Origin of the sequence: Pannonibacter sp. XCT-53 (assembly GCF_009915765.1) — a bacterium.
Lineage (GTDB): Bacteria > Pseudomonadota > Alphaproteobacteria > Rhizobiales > Stappiaceae > Pannonibacter > Pannonibacter tanglangensis.
The window spans coordinates 804,647-825,864 of record NZ_JAABLQ010000001.1 but is presented as its reverse complement, the minus strand read 5'-3'; the positions used below and the strand labels follow the sequence as shown (position 1 = coordinate 825,864).

General features: G+C 67.9%; 20 protein-coding genes. 14 read left to right on the top strand and 6 right to left on the bottom strand.

The genetic code is table 11. From position 1 onward, the window contains the following. Nucleotides 1-3 precede the first annotated feature (3 nt). The 7 genes from plsY (at nucleotide 4) to rpmG (ending at nucleotide 8,659) form a co-directional block, all read left to right on the top strand. Complete coding sequence (plsY, locus tag GWI72_RS03910; RefSeq protein WP_161707899.1) at nucleotides 4-654, top strand: glycerol-3-phosphate 1-O-acyltransferase PlsY; 651 nt, start codon at nucleotides 4-6, stop codon at nucleotides 652-654. Then, entirely contained in the window at nucleotides 651-1,808 is a 1,158-nt protein-coding gene (gene dprA, locus GWI72_RS03905) for a DNA-processing protein DprA (protein WP_161707898.1), read from the top strand. Before plsY ends, dprA begins: the two co-directional genes overlap by 4 nt. 242 nt (nucleotides 1,809-2,050) lie before the next feature. After that, the gene (gene topA, locus GWI72_RS03900) at nucleotides 2,051-4,813 is read left to right on the top strand and encodes a type I DNA topoisomerase (RefSeq protein ID WP_161707897.1); all 2,763 of its coding nucleotides are present in this window, start codon (nucleotides 2,051-2,053) and stop codon (nucleotides 4,811-4,813) included. After that, nucleotides 4,810-7,122 carry a ribonuclease R gene (gene rnr, locus GWI72_RS03895; RefSeq protein WP_161707896.1) on the top strand — a complete coding sequence of 771 codons (2,313 nt, stop codon included), beginning with the start codon at nucleotides 4,810-4,812 and terminating at the stop codon, nucleotides 7,120-7,122. The genes topA and rnr overlap by 4 nt, the downstream gene beginning before the upstream one ends. Beyond that, nucleotides 7,119-7,589, top strand: a complete 471-nt coding sequence (locus tag GWI72_RS03890; RefSeq protein WP_161675728.1) for a DUF983 domain-containing protein — start codon at nucleotides 7,119-7,121, stop codon at nucleotides 7,587-7,589. Before rnr ends, GWI72_RS03890 begins: the two co-directional genes overlap by 4 nt. Continuing rightward, nucleotides 7,586-8,329 (top strand): NUDIX hydrolase, encoded by a 744-nt coding sequence (locus GWI72_RS03885; protein ID WP_161707895.1) that lies wholly within the window; start codon nucleotides 7,586-7,588, stop codon nucleotides 8,327-8,329. Before GWI72_RS03890 ends, GWI72_RS03885 begins: the two co-directional genes overlap by 4 nt. A 162-nt stretch (nucleotides 8,330-8,491) precedes the next feature. Next, on the top strand, nucleotides 8,492-8,659 hold the full coding sequence (gene rpmG / locus GWI72_RS03880; protein WP_161675726.1) for a 50S ribosomal protein L33: 168 nt from the start codon (nucleotides 8,492-8,494) through the stop codon (nucleotides 8,657-8,659). A 214-nt stretch (nucleotides 8,660-8,873) separates the two neighbouring features. Here the strand turns inward: rpmG and GWI72_RS03875 are convergent, their stop codons facing one another. Next, nucleotides 8,874-9,116 carry a hypothetical protein gene (locus GWI72_RS03875; protein ID WP_161707894.1) on the bottom strand — a complete coding sequence of 81 codons (243 nt, stop codon included), beginning with the start codon at nucleotides 9,114-9,116 and terminating at the stop codon, nucleotides 8,874-8,876. A gap of 192 nt (nucleotides 9,117-9,308) precedes the next feature. After that, nucleotides 9,309-9,680 carry a response regulator gene (locus GWI72_RS03870; RefSeq protein WP_161675724.1) on the bottom strand — a complete coding sequence of 124 codons (372 nt, stop codon included), beginning with the start codon at nucleotides 9,678-9,680 and terminating at the stop codon, nucleotides 9,309-9,311. A gap of 140 nt (nucleotides 9,681-9,820) precedes the next feature. Here GWI72_RS03870 and GWI72_RS03865 point away from each other — a divergent pair, with 140 nt between their 5' ends. Genes GWI72_RS03865 through GWI72_RS03855 form a run of 3 tightly spaced genes read left to right on the top strand, consistent with a single transcriptional unit; the run spans nucleotide 9,821 to nucleotide 12,159 of the window. Beyond that, nucleotides 9,821-10,120 (top strand): DUF3572 domain-containing protein, encoded by a 300-nt coding sequence (locus tag GWI72_RS03865; RefSeq protein WP_161707893.1) that lies wholly within the window; start codon nucleotides 9,821-9,823, stop codon nucleotides 10,118-10,120. Continuing rightward, nucleotides 10,113-10,799, top strand: coding sequence for a hypothetical protein (locus tag GWI72_RS03860; RefSeq protein ID WP_161707892.1), 687 nt, complete (start codon nucleotides 10,113-10,115; stop codon nucleotides 10,797-10,799). The genes GWI72_RS03865 and GWI72_RS03860 overlap by 8 nt, the downstream gene beginning before the upstream one ends. Before the next feature lie 37 nt (nucleotides 10,800-10,836). After that, on the top strand, nucleotides 10,837-12,159 hold the full coding sequence (locus tag GWI72_RS03855; protein WP_161707891.1) for a DNA polymerase IV: 1,323 nt from the start codon (nucleotides 10,837-10,839) through the stop codon (nucleotides 12,157-12,159). A gap of 165 nt (nucleotides 12,160-12,324) precedes the next feature. Here GWI72_RS03855 and GWI72_RS03850 read toward each other — a convergent pair whose 3' ends face one another. Continuing rightward, entirely contained in the window at nucleotides 12,325-13,185 is an 861-nt protein-coding gene (locus tag GWI72_RS03850) for a cell envelope integrity EipB family protein (protein WP_161707890.1), read from the bottom strand. 261 nt (nucleotides 13,186-13,446) lie between these two features. Between GWI72_RS03850 and GWI72_RS03845 the strand changes: the two genes are divergently transcribed. From GWI72_RS03845 to GWI72_RS03830, 4 genes are all read left to right on the top strand, one after another. Then, nucleotides 13,447-13,911 carry a RidA family protein gene (locus GWI72_RS03845; protein ID WP_161707889.1) on the top strand — a complete coding sequence of 155 codons (465 nt, stop codon included), beginning with the start codon at nucleotides 13,447-13,449 and terminating at the stop codon, nucleotides 13,909-13,911. A 90-nt stretch (nucleotides 13,912-14,001) separates the two neighbouring features. After that, nucleotides 14,002-14,763: a glycerophosphodiester phosphodiesterase family protein gene (locus GWI72_RS03840; RefSeq protein WP_161675718.1), complete on the top strand. Its 762-nt coding sequence runs from the start codon at nucleotides 14,002-14,004 to the stop codon at nucleotides 14,761-14,763. Between the two features lie 435 nt (nucleotides 14,764-15,198). Further along, nucleotides 15,199-16,413, top strand: coding sequence for a GNAT family N-acetyltransferase (locus GWI72_RS03835; RefSeq protein WP_348272637.1), 1,215 nt, complete (start codon nucleotides 15,199-15,201; stop codon nucleotides 16,411-16,413). 166 nt (nucleotides 16,414-16,579) lie between these two features. Next, nucleotides 16,580-17,008: an HIT family protein gene (locus GWI72_RS03830; protein ID WP_161675716.1), complete on the top strand. Its 429-nt coding sequence runs from the start codon at nucleotides 16,580-16,582 to the stop codon at nucleotides 17,006-17,008. Nucleotides 17,009-17,075: 67 nt separating this feature from the next. On the opposite strand, the gene GWI72_RS03825 is transcribed toward GWI72_RS03830, so the two are convergent. The 3 genes from GWI72_RS03825 to clpA form a co-directional block, all read right to left on the bottom strand. Continuing rightward, nucleotides 17,076-17,441 (bottom strand): AzlD domain-containing protein, encoded by a 366-nt coding sequence (locus GWI72_RS03825; RefSeq protein ID WP_244314196.1) that lies wholly within the window; start codon nucleotides 17,439-17,441, stop codon nucleotides 17,076-17,078. Beyond that, nucleotides 17,438-18,178, bottom strand: coding sequence for an AzlC family ABC transporter permease (locus GWI72_RS03820; RefSeq protein WP_244314195.1), 741 nt, complete (start codon nucleotides 18,176-18,178; stop codon nucleotides 17,438-17,440). The genes GWI72_RS03825 and GWI72_RS03820 overlap by 4 nt, the downstream gene beginning before the upstream one ends. Before the next feature lie 598 nt (nucleotides 18,179-18,776). Next, nucleotides 18,777-21,206 carry an ATP-dependent Clp protease ATP-binding subunit ClpA gene (gene clpA, locus GWI72_RS03815; protein WP_161707886.1) on the bottom strand — a complete coding sequence of 810 codons (2,430 nt, stop codon included), beginning with the start codon at nucleotides 21,204-21,206 and terminating at the stop codon, nucleotides 18,777-18,779. Between the last annotated feature and the right edge of the window lie 12 nt (nucleotides 21,207-21,218).

Sequence of the window (21,218 nt, the reverse complement as noted above, 5' to 3'; positions counted from 1 at the left end):
GTCGTGCCGGATCCGATCAGCTGGGCCTTCTCCTGGCCCTATTACGCTGCCGCCCTCGCCTTTGGCTATCTGCTGGGATCCATTCCCTTCGGCCTGATCCTCACACGCATGGCCGGGCTGGGCGACATCCGCAAGATCGGCTCGGGCAACATCGGCACGACCAACGTGCTGCGCACCGGCAACAAGGGGCTGGCGGCGGCAACGCTCCTCGGCGATGCCCTGAAGGGGACGGTCGCGGTGCTGCTGGTCTCGCAGTTCTACGGGCAGGACATGGCCATGGTCGCCGGCTTCGGCGCGTTCCTCGGCCATCTGTTTCCGGTCTGGCTGACGTTCAAGGGCGGCAAGGGGGTGGCCACCTATCTCGGCATCCTGCTCGGCCTGTCGTGGCAAGTCGGCGTCGCCTTCGCCCTGATCTGGATCGCGGTCGCCTATCTCAGCCGCTATTCCTCGCTCTCTGCCCTGACGGCGAGCCTGGCGAGCCCCGTGCTGCTGGTGCTTCTGGACCAGTGGCAACTGGCCGAACTCTTCGGCGTGCTGACGCTGATGCTGTGGGCCAAGCACCACGAGAACATCGGCCGCCTGCTCAAGGGTCAGGAATCGAAGATCGGCTCCAAGAGCAAGCCGGCCACCGGGGGAGCCGATCCCGCGTCATGATGCCAGAGCCAGGCCGCGCCCGTCACCTCAGTGATATTCAGCGTCTCGCCTGGCTCCGTCTCATCCGCAGCGAAAACGTCGGCCCGGCCACGTTCCGCAGCCTGATCAATCATTTCGGATCGGCCGAACAGGCCCTTGAAGGACTGCCGGACCTCTCGCGCCGGGGCGGCAAGCCCGCGCTGCGCATCTGCAGCCGCCAGGAAGCCGAGGCGGAGCTTGAGGCCCATGCCCGCGCCGGGGCAAGGCTGGTGGCGCTCGGCGAGGCAGACTATCCGCCGCATCTGCGCCATATCGACGGCCCGCCGCCGCTCCTGTCGGTGCGCGGCAGCGGCGCGACGCTGGCCCGCCCGGCCGCGCTTGCCATCGTCGGCGCGCGCAATGCCTCGCTGGCGGGGCGCAAGTTTGCCGCACAGCTCGCCCGGGAACTCTCCGCCCATGGCTACCTGATCGTGTCGGGTCTTGCCCGGGGCATCGACGCGGCGGCCCATGAGGCGGCCTTGCCGGGCGGCACGGTCGCGGTCTTTGCCGGCGGCGTCAATGTGCTCTACCCGCCCGAGAACGCCGATCTGCTCGACCGGCTGCTTGCCGCCGGCGGGGCAGCAGTCAGCGAGATGCCCTTCGGCTGGAGCCCGCGCGGGCGCGACTTTCCCCGGCGCAACCGGGTCATTTCCGGCCTGTCGGTTGCCGTGATCGTGGTGGAGGCGGCCAAGGGCTCCGGCTCGCTGCACACCGCCCGCTTCGCGCTGGAGCAGAACCGCGACATTCTCGCCGTGCCCGGATCGCCGCTCGATCCGCGCTGCGAGGGCTGCAACCAGCTGATCCGCCAGGGCGCGACGCTGATAACCTCGACCGCCGATGTGCTGGAGAGCCTCGCCGGCCGCCCCCTGCCCGATGCCAGCCCGGACCTGGACCTTGACGAGGCGGGAGACGAGCGCGACGCGGGGCCGGACCTTGCGAGCCTGCGCGGCGATGACGCCTCCGCCCGCGCGCGGCTGATGGAGGCGCTGGGACCGACGCCGGTCGGGATCGACGAGCTGATCCGCGACACGGGCTTGCCGGCGCGGCTGGTTCTGGTGATGCTGCTGGAGCTGGAACTGGCGGGACGGCTGGAACGTTCGCCCGGTCAGCGGGTGTCGCTGCTCGGCCCCTCCTGAGGCCGGACAGCCGGACGGCCGGGGAGGACGGCAGCCTGAGCGCGGCACTTGCAAACCGGGGGCAGGACGCGAAAGGATTGCATAAGGGCAGCAGGACGTGCGACTTGACCGGAAAGACGCAACAGTCCATTTGACACGCGGCCTGCGATCCCGGATCGTCGCCGCACTTTATTTCATGCCGCTGCGGCTCGGATCTCCGGGATCCGGCAGACGCGCCTCTGAGCTCGAACGTTTGGGTCGCAATGAATATCGTCATCGTGGAATCGCCGGCCAAGGCCAAGACGATCAACAAGTATCTGGGCTCCGACTATCACGTCCTCGCCTCCTATGGCCACGTGCGCGACCTGCCGGCCAAGGACGGGTCTGTGCGCCCGGACGAAGAGTTCGCCATGTCCTGGGAGGTGGATGCCAAGTCGCAGAAGCGCCTGAGCGAGATCGCCGCCGCGGTGAAGGGAGCTGACCGGCTGATTCTCGCCACCGACCCGGATCGCGAGGGCGAGGCGATTTCCTGGCACGTGCTGGAAGTCCTGCAGAAGAAGAAGGTGCTGAAGGACGTGCCGGTGGAGCGCGTCGTCTTCAACGCCATCACCAAGCAGTCGATCCTGGACGCGATGAAGAACCCGCGCCCGATCGATGCGCCGCTGGTGGATGCCTATCTCGCCCGCCGCGCGCTCGACTATCTGGTCGGCTTCACCCTCTCGCCCGTGCTGTGGCGCAAGCTGCCCGGCGCCCGCTCGGCCGGCCGCGTGCAGTCGGTGGCGCTGCGCCTCATCTGCGACCGCGAGATGGAGATCGAGACCTTCGTCAAGGAAGAGTACTGGTCCATCCTCGCCAGCCTGAAGACGCCGAAGGGCGAGGGCTTCACCGCCTCGGTCGTGGGCTTCGAGGGCAAGAAGCTCGGCCGCCTCGACATCAAGACCGAAGAACAGGCCACCGCCATCCGCCGCATGCTGGAAAGTGCCAGCTACCGGGTGGAGAGCGTCGTCTCCAAGCCAGCCAAGCGCCACCCGCAGCCGCCCTTCACCACCTCGACGCTGCAGCAGGAGGCCTCGCGCAAGCTCGGCTTCTCCGCCTCGCGCACCATGCAGGTGGCGCAGAAGCTCTATGAGGGCGTGTCGCTCGGCGGCGAGACCACCGGTCTCATCACCTACATGCGAACCGACGGCGTGCAGATCGCCGGCGAGGCGATCGCCGCCACCCGCAAGGTGATCGCCTCCGACTTTGGCGACAGCTATGTGCCCGAGAAGCCGCGCTTCTATTCCTCCAAGGCCAAGAACGCCCAGGAAGCGCACGAGGCGGTGCGCCCGACCGACCTGTTCCGCCGCCCGCGCGACGTGGCCCGCTTCCTTGATCCCGACCAGGCCCGGCTCTACGAGCTGATCTGGAAGCGCACCATGGCAAGCCAGATGGAATCGGCCGTGCTGGAGCGCACCACCATCGACATCGACGCGAGCGGCGCGGGCAAGACGGCGGCCCTGCGCGCCACCGGGTCGGTCGTGCGCTTCGACGGGTTCCTCGCCCTTTATCAGGAAGGCCGCGACGACGACGAGGACGAGGATTCCCGCCGCCTGCCGGCCGTGGAGGATGGCGCGGCCGTGACGCTGGCCTCCGTCGAGGGCAAGCCCGGGATCGAGGCGACGCAGCATTTCACCACGCCGCCGCCGCGCTACACCGAAGCGAGCCTCGTCAAGAAGATGGAAGAGCTCGGCATCGGCCGCCCCTCGACCTATGCCTCGACGCTGCAGACCCTGCGCGACCGCGAATATGTCGAGCTCGACAAGAAGCAGCTGGTGCCGCAGGACAAGGGCCGCATCGTCACGGCCTTCCTCGAGAGCTTCTTCAACCGCTACGTCGAATATGACTTCACCGCGAGCCTGGAAGAACAGCTCGACCGCATCTCGGCCGGCGAACTGTCCTGGCGCGAGGTGCTGGCTGCCTTCTGGCGCGATTTCTCGGCCGCCGTCGACGAGACCAAGGACCTGCGCGTGTCGCAGGTCATCGACGCGCTGAACGACCTGCTCGCCGCCCACATCTTCCCGCAGCGCGAGGACGGCAAGGACCCGCGCGCGTGCCCGACCTGTTCCACCGGCCAGCTGTCGCTGAAGGTGAGCCGCTTCGGGGCCTTCATCGGCTGCTCCAACTATCCCGAATGCAGCTACACCCGCCAGCTTGCCCGGGGCCAGGACGGCGAGGACGGCGACGGCGCTTCCGACGGCCCGAAGGTGCTCGGCACCGACCCGGAGACCGGCCTCGAGGTCTCGCTGCGCTCGGGCCGCTTCGGCCCCTACGTGCAGCTCGGCGAGGACGTGAAGGGCGGGGACAAGCCGAAGCGCTCCTCCCTGCCGCGCGGCTGGTCGGCGGCCGACCTGACCGTCGAGCGGGCACTGCAGCTGCTGAAGCTGCCGCGCGAGATCGGCGCCCATCCGGAAGACGGCAAGATGATCACGGCCGGCCTCGGCCGCTTCGGGCCCTTCGTGCAGCATGACGGCACCTATGCCAACCTCGCCTCGCCCGACGAGGTGTTCTCGGTCGGCATCAACCGGGCCGTCGACCTCCTGGCCGAGAAGCGCTCCAAGGGCGCACGCGGGCGGGCAACGCCGGCAGCGCTGAAGGACCTCGGCGAGCATCCCGACGGCGGCGGCGCCATCACCATCCGCGACGGCCGCTACGGCGCCTATGTCAACTGGGGCAAGGTCAACGCCACCCTGCCCAAGGGCAGCGACCCGATGGCGGTGACGCTGGAGCTGGCGCTCGAGCTGATCAAGGCCAAGGGCGGCGCAGCCCCGAAGAAGGCCGCCGCGAAAAAGGCGGCCCCGAAGAAGGCGGCAGCCACCAAGAAGGCACCGACGGCGAAGGACGACGCTGCCGACGGCGAAGCGGCGGACGCCGCGCCGAAGAAGGCGGCAGCCCGCAAGACGACGACCGCAAAGACGACGACCGCAAAGAAGACGGCGACCACGCCGAAAGCCAAAGCAGGTGCCGCCGGCACCAAGAAGGACACTTGAGCACGAAACGCCCCAAGCCGCGCAAGACCGCGGCCAAGACGCAGAAGACCCCCGGCGCCTTTCCCTCGCGCGAGGACATCCTCGCCTTTGTCGCAGAGAACCCCGGCAAGGCCGGCAAGCGCGAGGTGGCCAAACACTTCGGCATCGTCGGCGCCGGCCGCATCGAACTGAAGCGCATCCTCAAGGGCCTGGCCGAGGACGGCGTTGTCGAGAAGCGGCACAAGCGGCTGATCCGCCCGGGCGACCTGCCGCCGATCCTCGTCGTCTACCTGAACGCCCGCGACCGCGACGGCGAGCTGCTGGGCGAGCCGGTGAACTGGGACGAGGAGGCCGGTCCGCCGCCGAAGGTGCTGGTCATCACCCGCAAGGACGCCCCGCGCGGCACGCAGCCGGGCATCGGGGACCGGGCGCTGGTGCGCCTCGCCGATCTCGATCCGGGGCCGGAGGCACGCCACGCCGCCCGGGTGCTCAAGGTGCTGGAGAAGCAGCAGGGCGCGATCCTGGGCATCCTGCGCCAGCGCGCAGCCCACCAGCCGCCCTATCTGGAGCCCATCGACCGCAAGCAGCGCGAGCTGGACATCGATCCCTCCGACCTGAAGGACGCCGCAGAGGGCGATCTCGTCAGCGTCGAGATCACCCGCACCGGCCGCTATGGCTCGCCGCGCGCCAGGATCCTGCGCCGCTTCGGCTCGATGAACTCCGAGATGGCGATCTCGGAAATCGCGTTGCACAGCCACAACATCCCGCATGTCTTTCCGGCGGTGGTCGAGGCGGAGGCCGAGCGCGCCGAACCCGTGACGCTCGGCCAGCGCGAGGACTGGCGCAAGATCCCGCTGATCACCATCGACCCGGCCGACGCCAAGGATCACGACGACGCGGTCTATGCCGAACCGGACCAGGACCCGGCCAACGAGGGCGGGCATGTGGTCTTCGTCGGCATTGCCGATGTCGCCCACTATGTGCGGCCGGGCACGGCGCTCGACCGGGAAGCGCACCTGCGCGGCAACTCGGTCTATTTCCCGGACCGTGTCATACCGATGCTGCCGGAGCGCATCTCCAACGAGCTGTGCTCGCTGAAGGAGAATGTCGACCGGCCGGCACTCGGCCTGCGCATGGTGTTCGACAAGACCGGCCGCAAGATCGCGCACACGTTCCACCGGGTGCTGATGCGCTCGGCCGCAAAGCTTTCCTACCAGCAGGCGCAGGCGGCCATCGACGGGCGCCCGGACGACAAGACCGGCCCGCTGCTGGAGCCGATCCTGAACCCGCTCTGGGCGGCCTATGCCTGCCTGCAGCTCGGCCGCGACGCCCGCGAGCCGCTGGATCTCGACCTGCCGGAACGCAAGATCAAGCTGAAGCCCGACGGCACGGTCGATCACGTCTACGTGCCGGAGCGCCTCGACGCCCACAAGCTGATCGAGGAGTTCATGATCCAGGCCAACGTGGCCGCCGCCGAGACGCTGGAAAAGAAGAAGATACCCCTGCTCTACCGCATCCACGATGCGTCGAGCCCGGAGAAGCTGCAGTCGCTGAAGGAGTTCCTGTCCACGCTCGGCATGAAGCTGCCATCGGCTGGCGGGCTGCGGCCGGCGACCTTCAACGGCATCCTCGCCAAGGTGAAGGACACGCCGCAGGCGCATCTGGTCAACGAGGTGATACTGCGCTCGCAGGCGCAGGCCGAATACGCGCCGATGAACATCGGCCATTTCGGCCTCAACCTGCGCCGCTACGCGCATTTCACCTCGCCGATCCGCCGCTATGCCGACCTCATCGTGCACCGCGGCCTGATCCGGGCTCTGGGCTTCGGCAGCGACGGCCTGCCGGAGGAGATCGAGGGCCGGCTGGAGGCCATCGGCGCGGAAGTGTCGGCCGCCGAACGCCGGGCCATGCTGGCCGAGCGCGAGACCATCGACCGGCTGATCGCCCTGTGGATGAGCGAGCGGGTCGGCGCGCGCTTCACCGGCCGCATTTCCGGTGTGGTGAAGTCGGGCCTGTTCATCCGCCTGGACGACAGCGGGGCCGACGGCTTCATCCCGGCCTCGACGATCGGCTTCGACTATTTCAGGTATGACGAAGGGTCGCACGCGCTGATTGGCGACAGGACGGGCGAAAGGCACCAGCTTGGTGATAAGGTGGAGGTTGAACTGGTCGAGGCGGCCCCCTTCGCCGGCGCCCTGCGCTTTGCTCTCCTGAGCGAGGGCAGCCCGGACGACAGACGGAGCGGACGTGCGCCGCGCAACACCATCGGCCGCAACCGCAAGAGCCTGAGCCCGCCCCGGCAGCAGCGCAAGAGGACCCCGAAACGATGAGCGTCAACTACATCCACGCGGACGGCATCCCCGTCGAGGACGACGCCCCGCGCGCCAAGCCGCAACGCAATGTCGCCGAGGCCATGCTGCGCGGCATGATGTGCCGCTGCCCGTCCTGTGGCCAGGGCAAGCTGTTCAGCGGCTTCCTGACGGTCGCGCCGGTGTGCCAGTCCTGCGGCACCGAGCTGCACCACCACCGCGCCGATGACGCCCCGCCCTACTTCACCATCACCATCGTCGGCCACATCATCATCCCGGCGATGATGGCCGTGGAGATGATGTATCGCCCGGCGGTCTGGATCCACATGGTGCTGTGGCTGTCGCTGACCGTGATCCTGTCACTGGCCTTCCTGCGCCCCGTCAAGGGCGCGCTCGTCGGCCTGCAATGGGCCCTCTACATGCATGGCTTCGACCCGGACGCGGAAGATGATCTGCCGGTGCCGGAGCCCGTCCCGAGCCCGCGATGACCGGACCTGCCGTCAGCGATCTCCTGGCCGAAGCCAGGGCCAACAAGTCCCATCCCGCGCTGCGCCCCCGGGATGCCGCGACGCTCCTGATCCTTGACCGCAGCGGACCGCAGTTCCGCGTGCTGATGGGCCGGCGGCACAAGGGGCATGTGTTCATGCCCGGCATGTTCGTCTTCCCCGGCGGCCGCGTGGACCCGACCGACAGCCGGGTGCCGGTGGCCGATGACTACCATCCGGACGTGGCGGCGCGTCTGGCGGCGCGCCCGCGCGGCCGGCTCTCGTCCGCCCGCCTCAGGGCCTTCACGGTGGCCGCCGTGCGCGAGACCTACGAGGAAGCCGGCCTCTTCGTCGGCCTGAAATCGGGCCGCAGCTGGCGCGCGCCCGGCGACTTCGCCGCCTTCTCCGACCGCGGCATCGAGATCAGCCTCGCACCGATGCGCATGATCGCCCGGGCAATCACCCCGCCGGGGCGGCCGCGCCGCTTCGACACCCGCTTCCTGGCCGTCTTCTCCGACGCCATCGCCGACCGTCTCCCGGACGGCACGGGGCCGTCGGGCGAGCTGGAGGATGTGGCCTGGCTGACGCTGGCCGAGACCGCCAAGCTGGACCTGCCCGTCATCACCCAGAAGATCCTTGCCGATCTCGACGCCCGGCTGGCCGAGGACCCGGATCTCGCCCCCTCCACGCCGGTGCCCTTCTATTTCCTGCGCGGGCAGGACTTCCAGCGCGACCTGATTTAGCATTACCGTGGTTTTTTTGCCCCCTGCCCCGCCAGAGCTTGACTTTGGCCGGCTTATGAGTAGTTTGCGGCCTGATTTCGTGACACCGCAGCGGACTCAAGGGGCGCCAGACACTGGCCGGATTGAGCGTTCGCCGGACAACCAGGAACAGGATCGAAGGCCATGGCCAAGGCGACCACCATCAAGATCAAGCTGCTTTCCACCGCCGACACCGGCTTCTTCTATGTGACCAAGAAGAACTCCCGCACGATGACCGAGAAGATGTCGATGCGGAAGTACGACCCGATCGCGAAGAAGCACGTCGAGTTCAAGGAAACCAAGATCAAGTAAGGCTTGATCGCTGGCTTCAGACATCAAGGGCGCCCTCCGGGCGCCTTTTTTGTTGCGGGGCGGCGGCATGTGCGGCGACGTGCCGGAAAGCCTGACGGGAGAGCCTGACGGGAGAGCCTGGCCGCGCCAGCGCCGGGACGAGGCCTGCAGCGCCGCAGGCCCCCGCTCAGGACCAGGGCCGCATGCAGCCCCGCGCGAGCGCGGGGGGAAGACATCAGCGGATATCGGGGGGCGTGAGGCGGGCTAAACCCGGTTGCCGGTCGCGCGGCCTGCGGCCGACGAAGAAGGCGGCCGGCGAAATGCTGGGGTCACGAGGAGGCCACTCATCGCGCAGCATTTCACCGGCCTTTTCCCCACGGACCCAGGAGATGCGGCGGACCCAGGCATTCCGCAGGGTTTTAGTGACAAACGCAAATGACTGAGACCACGAAATGACTTCGGACTTCTCGGCAATCATCTGGGACGTCAATTCACGTGGTCACGTTAGCCGAGACGGCCAACGAATCAACAAAAGACCACAGCCGCACCACATCTGTCGCGCGTCTTAGTAAATCTGTAACCTTAACGGTGGAGCGGCAGCCCCGGCTGGCCATGGCCCGCAGGCGGCAGCGGCGGCCGGAAGCAGGGCCCGAGGCGCGGCCTGAGACGGTCAGGCGTCGCCCAGATAGGAGCGGACGGTCTCGAGAAACTTTGCGACGGAAATCGGCTTGGAGATATAGGCCTCGCAACCGCCCTGGCGGATGCGCTCCTCGTCCCCCTTCATGGCAAAGGCGGTGACCGCGATCACCGGGATCATGCTGAGCTCGTCGTCTTCCTTGATCCACTTGGTCACTTCCAGCCCGGACACTTCGGGAAGCTGGATGTCCATCAGGATCAGGTCGGGCCGGTGGGTGCGCGCGAGATTGAGCGCCTCGATGCCTGTGCGGGTCTGCAGGGTGTTGTAACCGTGCGCCTCCAGCAGGTCATGAAAGAGCTTCATGTTGAGCTCGTTGTCTTCCACGATCAGCACGGTCTTTGCCATGAATGCTGCCTTTGCCGGCTCCGGCCTGGATAAGATCGGGAGGCCCCCTACCCGGCATGCCCGGATGCAGGCATGCACAAGCCTCTCGCTTGAGTTAGGAAGATGGTAGCGCGGATTCGTTTCGGAAAGGCAAAAATGCGATGACAGGTCAGCGACCGAAGACGATTACCTTTGAAAAGGCAGAGGAAATTGCAACCGATGTGCTGCTGCACCTGACGCGGGACCCGGAACTTGTGGGCCGCTTCCTGGCGGTGTCCGGGATAGGACCTGAATCGATTCGCAGTGCCGCCGCAGAGCCGGGATTTCTTGCCGGCGTGCTCGAATTCCTCATGGGCGACGAGCCCCTGCTTCTGGCCTATTGCGAGAATTCCGGCCTGCGCCCGACGCTGATTGCCGCCGCCCGCTTTGCCCTTGTCGGTGAGGATCACCTTGATGTCTGACCTGCATGCTCCGGCCCGCGAGGTGCTCGACCAGATCGCGGCGCTGGCCCCGGGCTCCGGCCGCCCGCTCGTCATCTGCGACGTGGACGAGGTGGTCTTCCACATGGTGCGGCACCTGGAAGTCTTCCTGGCCGACCGGGGCCTGCGCTTCCTGCGCCACGCCTATCAGCTGACCGGCAACATCGGCCCGGTGGACGGCGAGACGCCGATCGGACAGGACGAGGTGCGCCGGCTGCTGCTCGGCTTCTTCGCCGAGGTGAGCGACCGGCAGGACCCGGTGGAGGGGGCTGCCGACGGCCTCAGGGCGCTGGCGGAGGTGGGCGAGGTGATCTTCCTCACCAACCTGCCGGGCAGTGCCAACAAGCCGGCCCGCGAGCGCCTGCTGGCCCGGCACGGCATGCCCTACCCCGTGGTGACCAACGCCGGACCGAAGGGCGGCGCCGCGGCGGCCCTCTCCGCCGGACGGGGCCGGCCGGTGGTGTTCATCGACGACAGCCCGCAGAACCTGAAGTCGGTGCATGCGAGCCTGCCGGAGACCCATCTGGTGCATTTCGTTGCCGACGACCGGTTCCGCGCGGCGGTGGAGCCGCTGCCGATGGCCGGCCTGCTGTCGGGAGACTGGCAGGAGACAAGCCGCCACATCCTCTCTATCCTCGCCGGGAGGCAAGAGACCCGGTAAGCCCCGACGGCCGCCGGAAACCACGACGACACCGACGATGACCGATGCCGGACCGACAACGGCGAGCCCTGCTGCCGGCAGCGCGCGCAGCCTCTGCCGCGACTGCGGCCGCCGCGTTGCGCCGCCGCGCGGGCGCTGCCCGGCCTGCGGCAGTCCGCGCCTGGTGACCCATCCGGACCTCGACCGGCTGACCATCGCCCATGTGGACTGCGACGCCTTCTTCGCCTCGGTGGAGAAGCGCGACAACCCGGCGCTGGCCGACGTGCCGGTGATCGTCGGCGGCGGCACGCGCGGGGTCGTCTCGACCTGCTGCTACATCGCGCGCATCCATGGCGTGCGCTCGGCCATGCCGATGTTCAAGGCGCTGGAGGCCTGTCCCGAGGCCGTGGTGATCCGGCCGGACATGGCGAAATATTCCGCCGTCGGCCGCCAGATCCGGGAGCGCATGCTGGCCCTGACGCCGCTGGTGGAGCCCTTGTCGATCGACGAGGCCTTCCTCGACCTGTCGGGCACCGAGCGGCTGCATCAGGCGAGCCCGGCCGAAGTGATGGCGCGCTTTGCCCGCGAGATCGAGCGCGACATCGGCGTCACCGTGTCGGTCGGCCTGGCGCCCAACAAGTTCCTCGCCAAGATCGCCTCCGAGCTGGACAAGCCCCGCGGCTTTGCCGTGATCGGCCCGGCCGAGGCGCGCGGCTTTCTCGCCACCCGGCCCGTCGGTGTCATCTGGGGCGTCGGCAAGGTGTTCCAGGCCCGGCTGGCGGCGGACGGGCTCACCACCATCGGCCAGCTTCAGGCCATGGATCCGGCCGACCTGATCCGGCGCTATGGCAGCATGGGCATCCGCCTCGCCCGCCTTTGCCAGGGCGAGGACGACCGGCAGGTGACCCCGAGCCGGCCCGCCAAGAGCGTCAGCGCGGAGACCACCTTCTCCACGGACCTGTCCAAGCGCGCCGACCTGCGTCCGGTGCTGCGCGACCTGTCGGAAAAGGTCTCGGCCCGGCTGAAGGCCGCGGACCTCGCCGGGCGCAGCGTGACGCTGAAGCTGAAGACCGCCCAGTTCCGCCTGATCACCCGCTCGCGCCAGCTTGCAGACCCGACGCAGCTCGCCGACCGGATCTTCCGCGCCGGCGACGACCTGCTGGCGGACGCCGCATGGGGCGAGGCGTTCCGCCTCATCGGCATCGGCGTCGGCGACCTGGTGGCCGGCACCCAGGCCGACCCGGCCGACCTGATCGACGAGGGCTCCGGCCGGCGCGCCAGGGCGGAAGAGGCGATGGACCGGGTGCGGGAGAAATTCGGCAAGGCAGCCGTCGAGACCGGGCTTGTGCATGCCGCCCGGCAGGACCGGAGCCGCAGCTGACGGCGGCAGGGTGCCGGTTGGCGGCGGGCAGATGCGGGTTGGCAGACGCGGGTTGGCAGACGCGGGTCGGCCTGGGCCGGTCAGCAGGGGCCGGTCAGCAGGAGCATGTCAGCAGGGGCCGGCCAGCAGGGCCCCTGTTGCAGATGCGCTGTTGCAGATGCGCCGTTATTGGCAGTCGGTCAGCGGATAGACGACCAGATCCTTGAGCTGGCCCTCGATCTTGAAGTCGCCGTAGTCGAGCACGAGGCGGCGGGTGACGCCGTTCTCATAGAGCAGGAAGCTGATCTGGTAGACCGGGGTCGCCTCGCCGCCCTGGTCGAGGGTCGGGTCGAAATAGGAAATGGTGACTGGCCAGCGGGCTCCGGCGCCGATCTTGCCGACCGCAGCCGCATCGTCCTCGCCGGCCGCGTCCGCGCCCTCCTGGCGGGCCCCGATCACGGCCCCCGTGGCATAGACCTTGTCCCCGGTCTCGGCCCCGTCGAAGACCTCCGCCTCGAAGAAGGACTCACCCCGCTTCGCCGCCTCGATCATCGCCTTGAGATGCGAGATCGGAAAATAGACCTGCCCGTTGATGTCGAGCTTCTTTTCCTCCGGCACGGCCAGAGCGATCCGCAGGCGGTCGCGGGTGGCCGTGGCGGTGCCGCGGGTTTCCTCGCTCAGGGCCTGGTCGACATAGGTCTGGGTGAGGAACTGGTAGCGGCCCGACTGGGGCTCCTCGAACGAGGACGTGCGCAGGTCCGTCACCTGCGACAGCCCGCCCTCGTCCTCGAAGCGGCTGACAAAGCGGAAGGTGACGCTGTAGCCGTCGCAGGAATTGCCGGAAAACTCGTAGACCATGCGGCCGGTGAGCGCGGCGATGCCGGTGCCCTCGGCGGCGTCGCCGAGCTTCATGTCATAGACCGCGCGATGGGGCACGAGCGGCAGGCTGCCGGCCGACTGCGCCGGAGCGACGCCCATTCCGAGGGAGCTTGCGCAGACGGCTGCGGCAAGGGACAGCGCGCGAACGGCGGCTGCGAATGCGGACATGGACAGGCTCCCGTGATCAGGCCAGCTACGCGGCCACCTCTTCCCTCTTCCCTAGCACATTCCCGGCCGCGCGTGGCAAGTCCGATGGCATTAACCCCAGCCGGCGAAGCATCCGCTGCGGCAACCCGGCAGAGGCGGGCGGACGCAGCGGTGGAGCCGCGCCGGGCGCGGCGTTTTGCCCTTGCCCGCACAAGGGATTCCGGGCATCAAGGCCACGGTTTCCGCCCCTGGTTTCCGTCTTTTTTCACAGGATGACCGAACATGTCTGACACGATTGAAGCGCGCCTCGCCTCCCTCGGCGTGACCCTGCCGACCCCGGCCGCCCCGCAGGCCAACTACGTGCCCGTGGTGCGCACCGGCAACCTGCTGTTCGTCTCCGGCCAGATCCCGATCGGTCCGAACGGCATCGAGTTCGTCGGCAAGGTCGGCCAGGAGTTCGGCATCGAGGAAGGCCGCGCCTGCGCCCGTCTGTGCGGCATCAACATCATCGCCCAGACCAAGGCCGCCATCGGTGACCTGGAAAAGGTCGTGCGCATCGTCAAGCTCGTCGGCATGGTCAACTCCACCCCGGACTTCACCGACCAGCCGAAGGTGATCAACGGCTGCTCCGACTTCCTGGTCGACGTGTTCGGTGACAAGGGCCGCCACGCCCGGTCGGCCGTCTCCGTCGCCTCGCTGCCCTTCGGCGTGGCCGTCGAGATCGAAGCCGTCATCGAAGTCGCCTGAGACCGGCGCATCCGCATCCGGACAGCGGCCCCGGCCGCTGTCCCCCGTCCTCCCTCGCAAGCCCCTGTCCCGCGCCACCGGATCCCCGTCATGACCGACCATTCCTGGATCGTCGCCCGCCCGATCGCCCACCGCGGCTTCCACACCGCCTCGGCCGGCATCATGGAAAACAGCCCGACCGCCGTGGCCGAGGCCCTTGCCCGCAACTACGCCATCGAGGTGGACCTGCAGGAGACCGCCGACGGCAAGGCCATCGTCTTCCATGACGACGATCTGGACCGCCTCGCCGAGGGCACCGGGCCGGTGATCGCCCGCACCGCCGACCAGCTCGTCGGCATCCGCATGAAGTCCGGCACCGACCGGCTGTGGCTGTTCGAGGAGCTGCTGGAGCAGGTTGCCGGCCGTGTCACGCTGGTGGTCGAGGTGAAGTCGCTGCATCAGCCCGACGCCCAGGCCGCCTTCGTGCGCCGCATCTGCGACATCGTGCGCGGCTACAAGGGGCCGCTGGTGCTCAAGTCCTTCGATCCCGACATGCTGTCGGTGATGCGCGCCTATGCGCCCGAGATCCCGCGCGGCATCGTGGCCGACCGGACGCCGAACGAGGGCGAGTACCGCAAGCTGACGCGCATGGACCGCTTCATCATGCGCCACCTGCTGCATTTTCCGCGCACCCGGCCGCATTTCATCTCCTACCACTACAAGGACCTGCCGATGGCTGGCCCGAGCCTCTTGCGCAAGGTCTTCGGCCTGCCGATCATGACCTGGACGCTGCGCAACCCGGCCGACAAGGCCCGCGCGCTGGCCCATGCCGACCAGATCATCTTCGAGGGCTTCGAGGCGGACCAGGTCTGAGGCGACAGGCCGTGACAGGCCTGTCCGTTCCGTATCGCCTCTCCATCGTCATGCCGGGCGCAGCACAGCGAAGACCCGGGACCGGAGAGCCAGGACCTCGAGGTTTTGCAGTCTGGTAGCGCTCTGCTTCGGCTCTCCGGTCCCGGCCCGGCGCTTCGCTGGGCCGGAATGACGGCGGCGAGACGGATGTCTGCCGAGGGTCCAGGTCTCCCCCTTGCGGCGGCAGGGCAGTGATCTACCTTCTCGCAGGAACTGTCCTCCTGCCGCCGAGCCGTGGCTTTCCCGCCCGGCCATTCAAAGGGTCCGATCCTCATGAGCGCCACACCGCCCCCGGACGACGGTTGCGATGACGCAGTCGCTGACCCGGACGCCACCGGAGCTGGCAGCTCGGGATCTGGCAGCGCGGGATCTGGCCGCGCGGGAGTTGGCGCATCCGTGACCGAGGCCCGGCTGCGGATTCTCGAAGGCCTCCGCGACATCGCCGCCCCGGTCTGGGACGGGCTGGCAAACCCGTCCTTCGTCCGGGCCGACGATGGCCGCCTCGCCCCGCGGAGCCCTGACGCTGGCGGCGACCCGGTTCCCTACAATCCGTTCCTGTCGCATGCCTTCCTGGAGGCGCTGGAGGCGTCGGGCTGTGTTGGCGGCCGCAGCGGCTGGATCCCGCGTCATCTGGTGCTGGAAGACGGGAACGGCACGGCCCTCGGGGCGGTGCCGGCCTATCTGAAGACCCATTCGCAGGGCGAATATGTCTTCGACCATGGCTGGGCCGAGGCCTTTCACCGCGCCGGCGGCAGCTATTACCCGAAGCTTCAGGTGTCGGTGCCCTTCACGCCGGCGACCGGCCGCAGATTTCTGACCTCGCCGCTGCAGGATCGCGACAGCCTGACGGCGGCACTGGCCGAAGGCCTGGTGGAGGTGTGCCGGCTGTCGGGCGCCTCTTCTGTCCATGCCACGTTCCTGACCGAGCCGGAATGGACCCTGCTGGGAACCGAGGGCTACCTGCAGCGCACGGACCAGCAGTTCCACTGGCTCAACCGGGACTATGCCAGCTTCGAGGCCTTTCTGGAGGATCTCGCCTCGCGCAAGCGCAAGACGATCCGCAAGGAGCGGCGCGAGGCGCTGGAGAACGGCATCTCCATCGAGTGGCTGACCGGAAGCGACATCACCGAGGCGCACTGGGATGCCTTCTTCGCCTTCTACATGGACACCGGCGCGCGCAAGTGGGGCCGGCCCTACCTCAACCGGGGCTTCTTCTCGCTGATCGGCGAGCGGATGGCCAACCAGATCCTGCTGGTGATGGCCAGGCGGAACGGGCGCTACATCGCCGGAGCGATCAACTTCATCGGCTCGGACACGCTCTATGGCCGCAACTGGGGCTGCATCGAGCATCATCCCTGCCTGCATTTCGAGGTCTGCTACTATCAGGCCATCGACTTCGCCATCGACCGGGGCCTGAAGGTGGTCGAGGCCGGCGCCCAGGGTGAACACAAGCTGGCGCGCGGCTACCTGCCGACGCTGACCCGCTCGGCGCACTGGATCGCCCACCCGGGACTGCGCCAAGCTGTTGCCGATTACCTCGAACGGGAGCGGCAGGCGGTGGCGATGGACGCGGAGATCCTGGCGGCGCATGCGCCTTTCAAGAAAGGATGAAGCACCTTGAGCGGCGTCTCAACGGATGCCGGCAAGTGATTCGCCCGATTCACGGATTTGCTCCGGGCCAGACCCGCGCCGCCACGCCGCCCCCCCTTGCCTCCCGCACGACCGACCCGTTAGGGTGCCGGCACCAGCGATCGACCCTTTTGACAGGAAGCGCCCGATGAGCACCCCCGCCTACGACCCGACCAATGTCTTCGCCAAGATCCTGCGCGGCGAACTGCCGGCCCACAAGGTCCACGAGGACGCCGAGACGCTGGTGATCATGGACATCATGCCGCGCGGCGACGGCCACGTGCTGGTCATCCCGAAGGCCCCCTCGCGCAACATCCTCGACATCGCGGAGACGGACCTCTTTGCCGTGATGGCAACGGTGCAGAAGATGGCGCGGGCGCTGGTCAGGGCGTTCGATGCGGACGGCACGACGATCCAGCAGTTCTCCGAGGCCGCCGGCGGCCAGGTGGTGTTCCACACCCATGTGCATGTGATCCCGCGCTTCGACGGCGTGCCGCTGAAGCCGCATACCGGCGAGATGGCCGATCAGGCGGTGCTGGCGGCCCATGCGGACAGGATCCGCGCGGCGCTGGCCTGACAGGCTGACGAAACGGACGACCGGGGCAGGCCCAGGCTCAGGTTCAGGCCCAGGCTCTGGCTGAGGTTCAGGCGCCAAGCAGGAGCCAGCCGCCGATCAGCACGACCTCGGCCGCCAGCACGCCGAGGATGACCTGCTGGCGCAAGAGCAGGAAGGCGGCAAATCCGGCCGCCGCCGCAGCCACCCGCAAGGCCATGGGTGTTGCCTCCAGCGCACCGGTGGGAAACAGGATCAGCCTGGCAATCACGCCGGCCACCAGCGCGGTGGCAATGGCGCGCACGAAGACCAGGAGCTCGCTGTCCTCGCGCAGGCGGCCAGCGGCAAGGACCCCCAGCCAGCGCCAGATGTCAGTCGCCAGCCAGCCGGCAACGACGATCATCACATAAGGCCAGAAACCGGCGATCGCTGCGGCGCTCATGGTTTCGGCCGTCATGTGTCACGCCCCCAGCCGAGATGCCGGGCCAACCGCGTGCCGCCATAGGCCAGGCACCCGCCGACGAGGCCGGTGAGCAGGAGATCCGCCCCCGGCGCGACCAGGGCAAAGACCGGCCCGAGCCCGAGGCCGACGAGCATCGCCACCTTGTCCACCGACAGCCGCGCCGCCGTCCACAGCGAACAGAGGAAATAGACCGGCGTCAGCAGGAACAGCGCGCCGGCGACCATCGGCGGCATGTCATCCACCAGCAGGTAGGACAGGCCGGTGATGATGGTGACCGATCCGGTCAACGTGCAGGCAAAGCCGAGGAAGAAGGGCAAGCGCGCCGGCCTCGGCAGGTCCGGCAGGGTGCGCATGGCAAAGACCCAGGCCGTGATCGCCACGAAATGCGCGGCAAACAGCAGGTGCCAGCGCTTCGTGCGGCCCTCGACCCGCAGGATGGGCACGAGCGCCATGGTCATGGGCATCAGCCGCACCGAAGCCAGCGCCACGGCGATTGCAGCCGGAACCAGCCCGACGCCGCCGGCCATGGCTCCGGTCAGGACGACGATGGAGGGCAGCGCCCAGACCAGCGCGGACATCATCAGCGTCTCGGCGAGCGTCAGTCCGCTCTCGCGCGCAAGTCCGGCATAGCCGATGAAGGCCGCAACCAGAATGAGGCCCGGGATCGACACGGCCGCCCGCGCCCCCCGCAGCGCCCAGAGACGGGCGCCCGCTTCGGGGGCAGAGGGCATGGCCGGCTCGGACGGAGAGGCAGGCAAGGTCATGGGGCCGTGCGACTGAGAGACGTGAGGCTCGACGACCGGCGCGACAGGGAGGCCGCACGCCGGACGCAATCCCGACAGGGACCCCGAGCCTAGCATTGCCCCCCTGCCCCTGCCACCCGTCAGGAGGGGCCAGCAGGTCCGCGTCTGGGGGAAAGGGCGAGCGACGCGTTTTCCTCCGCCGTCCCGGCCTTGTGCCGGGGCCTGTCACGCTGGCAAGGCTGCCGGATCACTGATGGCGCAGACAGGATTGGACGTCGGTCCCGGCTCAAGGCCGGGACAGCGCGGTGTTTGACCCCTACGCTTTACGCAACAAAAAACCCGGCTGTCGGCCGGGTTGAACCTGATGACCAACCTCGATCGCACCGAAGTCATCCCGGCCAGGCGAAGCGCCGGGCCGGGAACGGAGAGTCGAAGCCTCAAAATTTCAATGCGTTAACCCCGGAAGGACCTGAGCTCTCCGGTCCCGGATCTCCGCTTCGCTGCGTCCGGGATGACGAGAGAGGGTTTGTCATCAGTCTGAACCCGGCCGTTTCCGGCCGGGCTGCTGATGTCTTGCGCAGTCCGCTCAGTCCGCGAGCGGGACTTTCGGGACAAGGCTCTTCTTGGAGCGGGCGGGCGGGGACTTGGCCTCGACCACCGGCTCCAGCTTCTTGGCGGCCGGCTTGCGCTTGCGCTTGGGCTTGGCAGCGGCCTTCGGCGGCTCCGGCCGCACCGGCTTGTCCTCGACCGTCTCCAGCAGCAGGCCGGCCTTGTCCTCGCTGACCGAGACCTTGACCGTGCCGCCCTTCTTGAGCTTGCCGAACAGCACCTCGTCGGCCAGCGGCCGCTTGATGTGCTCCTGGATGACACGGCCGAGCGGCCGGGCCCCCATCTGGCTGTCGTAGCCCTTGTCGGCCAGCCAGGCGACGGCATCCTGCGTCAGCTCGAAGGTGACGCCGCGGTCGGCCAGCTGGGCTTCCAGCTGCATCACGAACTTCTCGACCACCTGGTAGATGACCTCGATCGGCAGGTTGCCGAAGGGGATGATCGCGTCGAGACGGTTGCGGAACTCCGGCGTGAACAGGCGGTTGATCGCCTCCCGGTCATCGCCTTCCCGCTTCACCTGGTTGAAGCCGACCGGCGCCTTGGCCATGTCGGCCGCCCCGGCGTTGGTCGTCATGATCAGGATGACATTGCGGAAATCGACCTGCTTGCCGTTGTGGTCGGTCAGCTTGCCGTGGTCCATCACCTGCAACAGGATGTTGTAGAGGTCCGGATGCGCCTTCTCGATCTCGTCAAGCAGCAGCACGCAATGCGGATGCTGGTCGACGCCATCGGTGAGCAGGCCGCCCTGGTCGAAGCCGACATAGCCCGGAGGCGCACCGATCAGACGGCTGACGGTGTGCCGCTCCATGTATTCCGACATGTCGAAGCGCAGCAGCTCGACACCCAGCGACGAGGCCAGCTGGCGCGCCACTTCGGTCTTGCCGACACCGGTCGGACCGGAGAACAGATAGCTGCCGATCGGCTTGTTCGGCTCGCGCAGGCCGGCACGGGCCAGCTTGATGGCGCTCGCCAGCGTCTCGATGGCCTTGTCCTGGCCATAGACGACCCGCTTCAGGTCCTCCGAGAGCTTGGACAGCACCTCGGCGTCATCCTTGGACACGGACTTCGGCGGGATGCGGGCCATGGTGGCGATGGTGGTCTCGATCTCCTTGACGCCGATGGTCTTGCGACGGCGGCTCTCGGGCAGCAGGGCCTGGGACGCCCCGGTCTCGTCCAGAACATCAATGGCCTTGTCCGGCAGCTTGCGGTCATTGATGTACTTGGCCGACAGCTCCACCGCCGTCTTGATGGCGTCGTTGGTGTACTTGACCTTGTGGAAGTCCTCGAAATAGGGCTTGAGGCCCTTGAGGATCTCGATCGCATCGCTGACCGTCGGCTCGTTGACGTCGATCTTCTGGAACCGGCGCACGAGGGCACGGTCCTTCTCGAAGAACTGGCGATACTCCTTGTAGGTGGTCGAGCCGATGCAGCGGATCGCGCCGGAGGCGAGCGCCGGCTTCAGCAGGTTGGAGGCGTCCATCGCCCCACCCGAGGTCGCGCCCGCACCGATGACCGTGTGGATCTCGTCGATGAACATCACCGCACCGGGATACTCCTCGATCTCCTTGACCACCTGCTTCAGCCGCTCCTCGAAGTCGCCGCGGTAGCGGGTGCCGGCGAGCAGCGTGCCCATGTCGAGCGCGAAGATGGTGGCGTCCTGCAGGACCTCCGGCACATCCTTGCGGATGATGCGCAGGGCAAGGCCCTCCGCGATGGCGGTCTTGCCGACGCCCGGATCGCCGACGAACAGCGGATTGTTCTTGGAGCGACGGCACAGGATCTGGATCGTGCGCGAAATCTCGCTGTCACGACCGATCAGCGGGTCGATCTTGCCTGCCCGCGCCTTCTCGTTGAGATTGACGCAATAGGCTTCGAGCGCATCGGTCTTCTTCTTCGGCTTGGTCTCGACGTCTTCCGGCATGGCTGCTTCGTCCTCGACCCCCTGCACGGGCCGGGGCTCGGACAATCCGGGCCGCTTGGCGATGCCGTGCGAGATGTAGTTCACAGCGTCGTAGCGGGTCATGTCCTGCTCCTGCAGGAAATAGGCCGCATGGCTCTCGCGTTCGGCAAAGATCGCGACGAGCACGTTTGCGCCGGTCACTTCCTCCCGGCCGGAAGACTGGACGTGGATCACGGCGCGCTGGATCACGCGCTGGAACCCGGCAGTCGGCTTGGAATCCTCGTCGCCATCGGTGACGAGATTTTCCAATTCGGTCTCGATGTAGTCCACCAGATTGCGCTTGAGCACATCCAGATCGACGTTGCACGCCCGCATGACGGCCGCTGCGTCCTGGTCATCGATGAGTGCGAGCAGGAGATGCTCCAGCGTCGCGTATTCCTGCTGTCGCTCGTTGGCGAAGGCGAGTGCCTGGTGCAGGGCCTTTTCAAGGCTTCGGGAGAATGACGGCACGAGCTTGTCCCC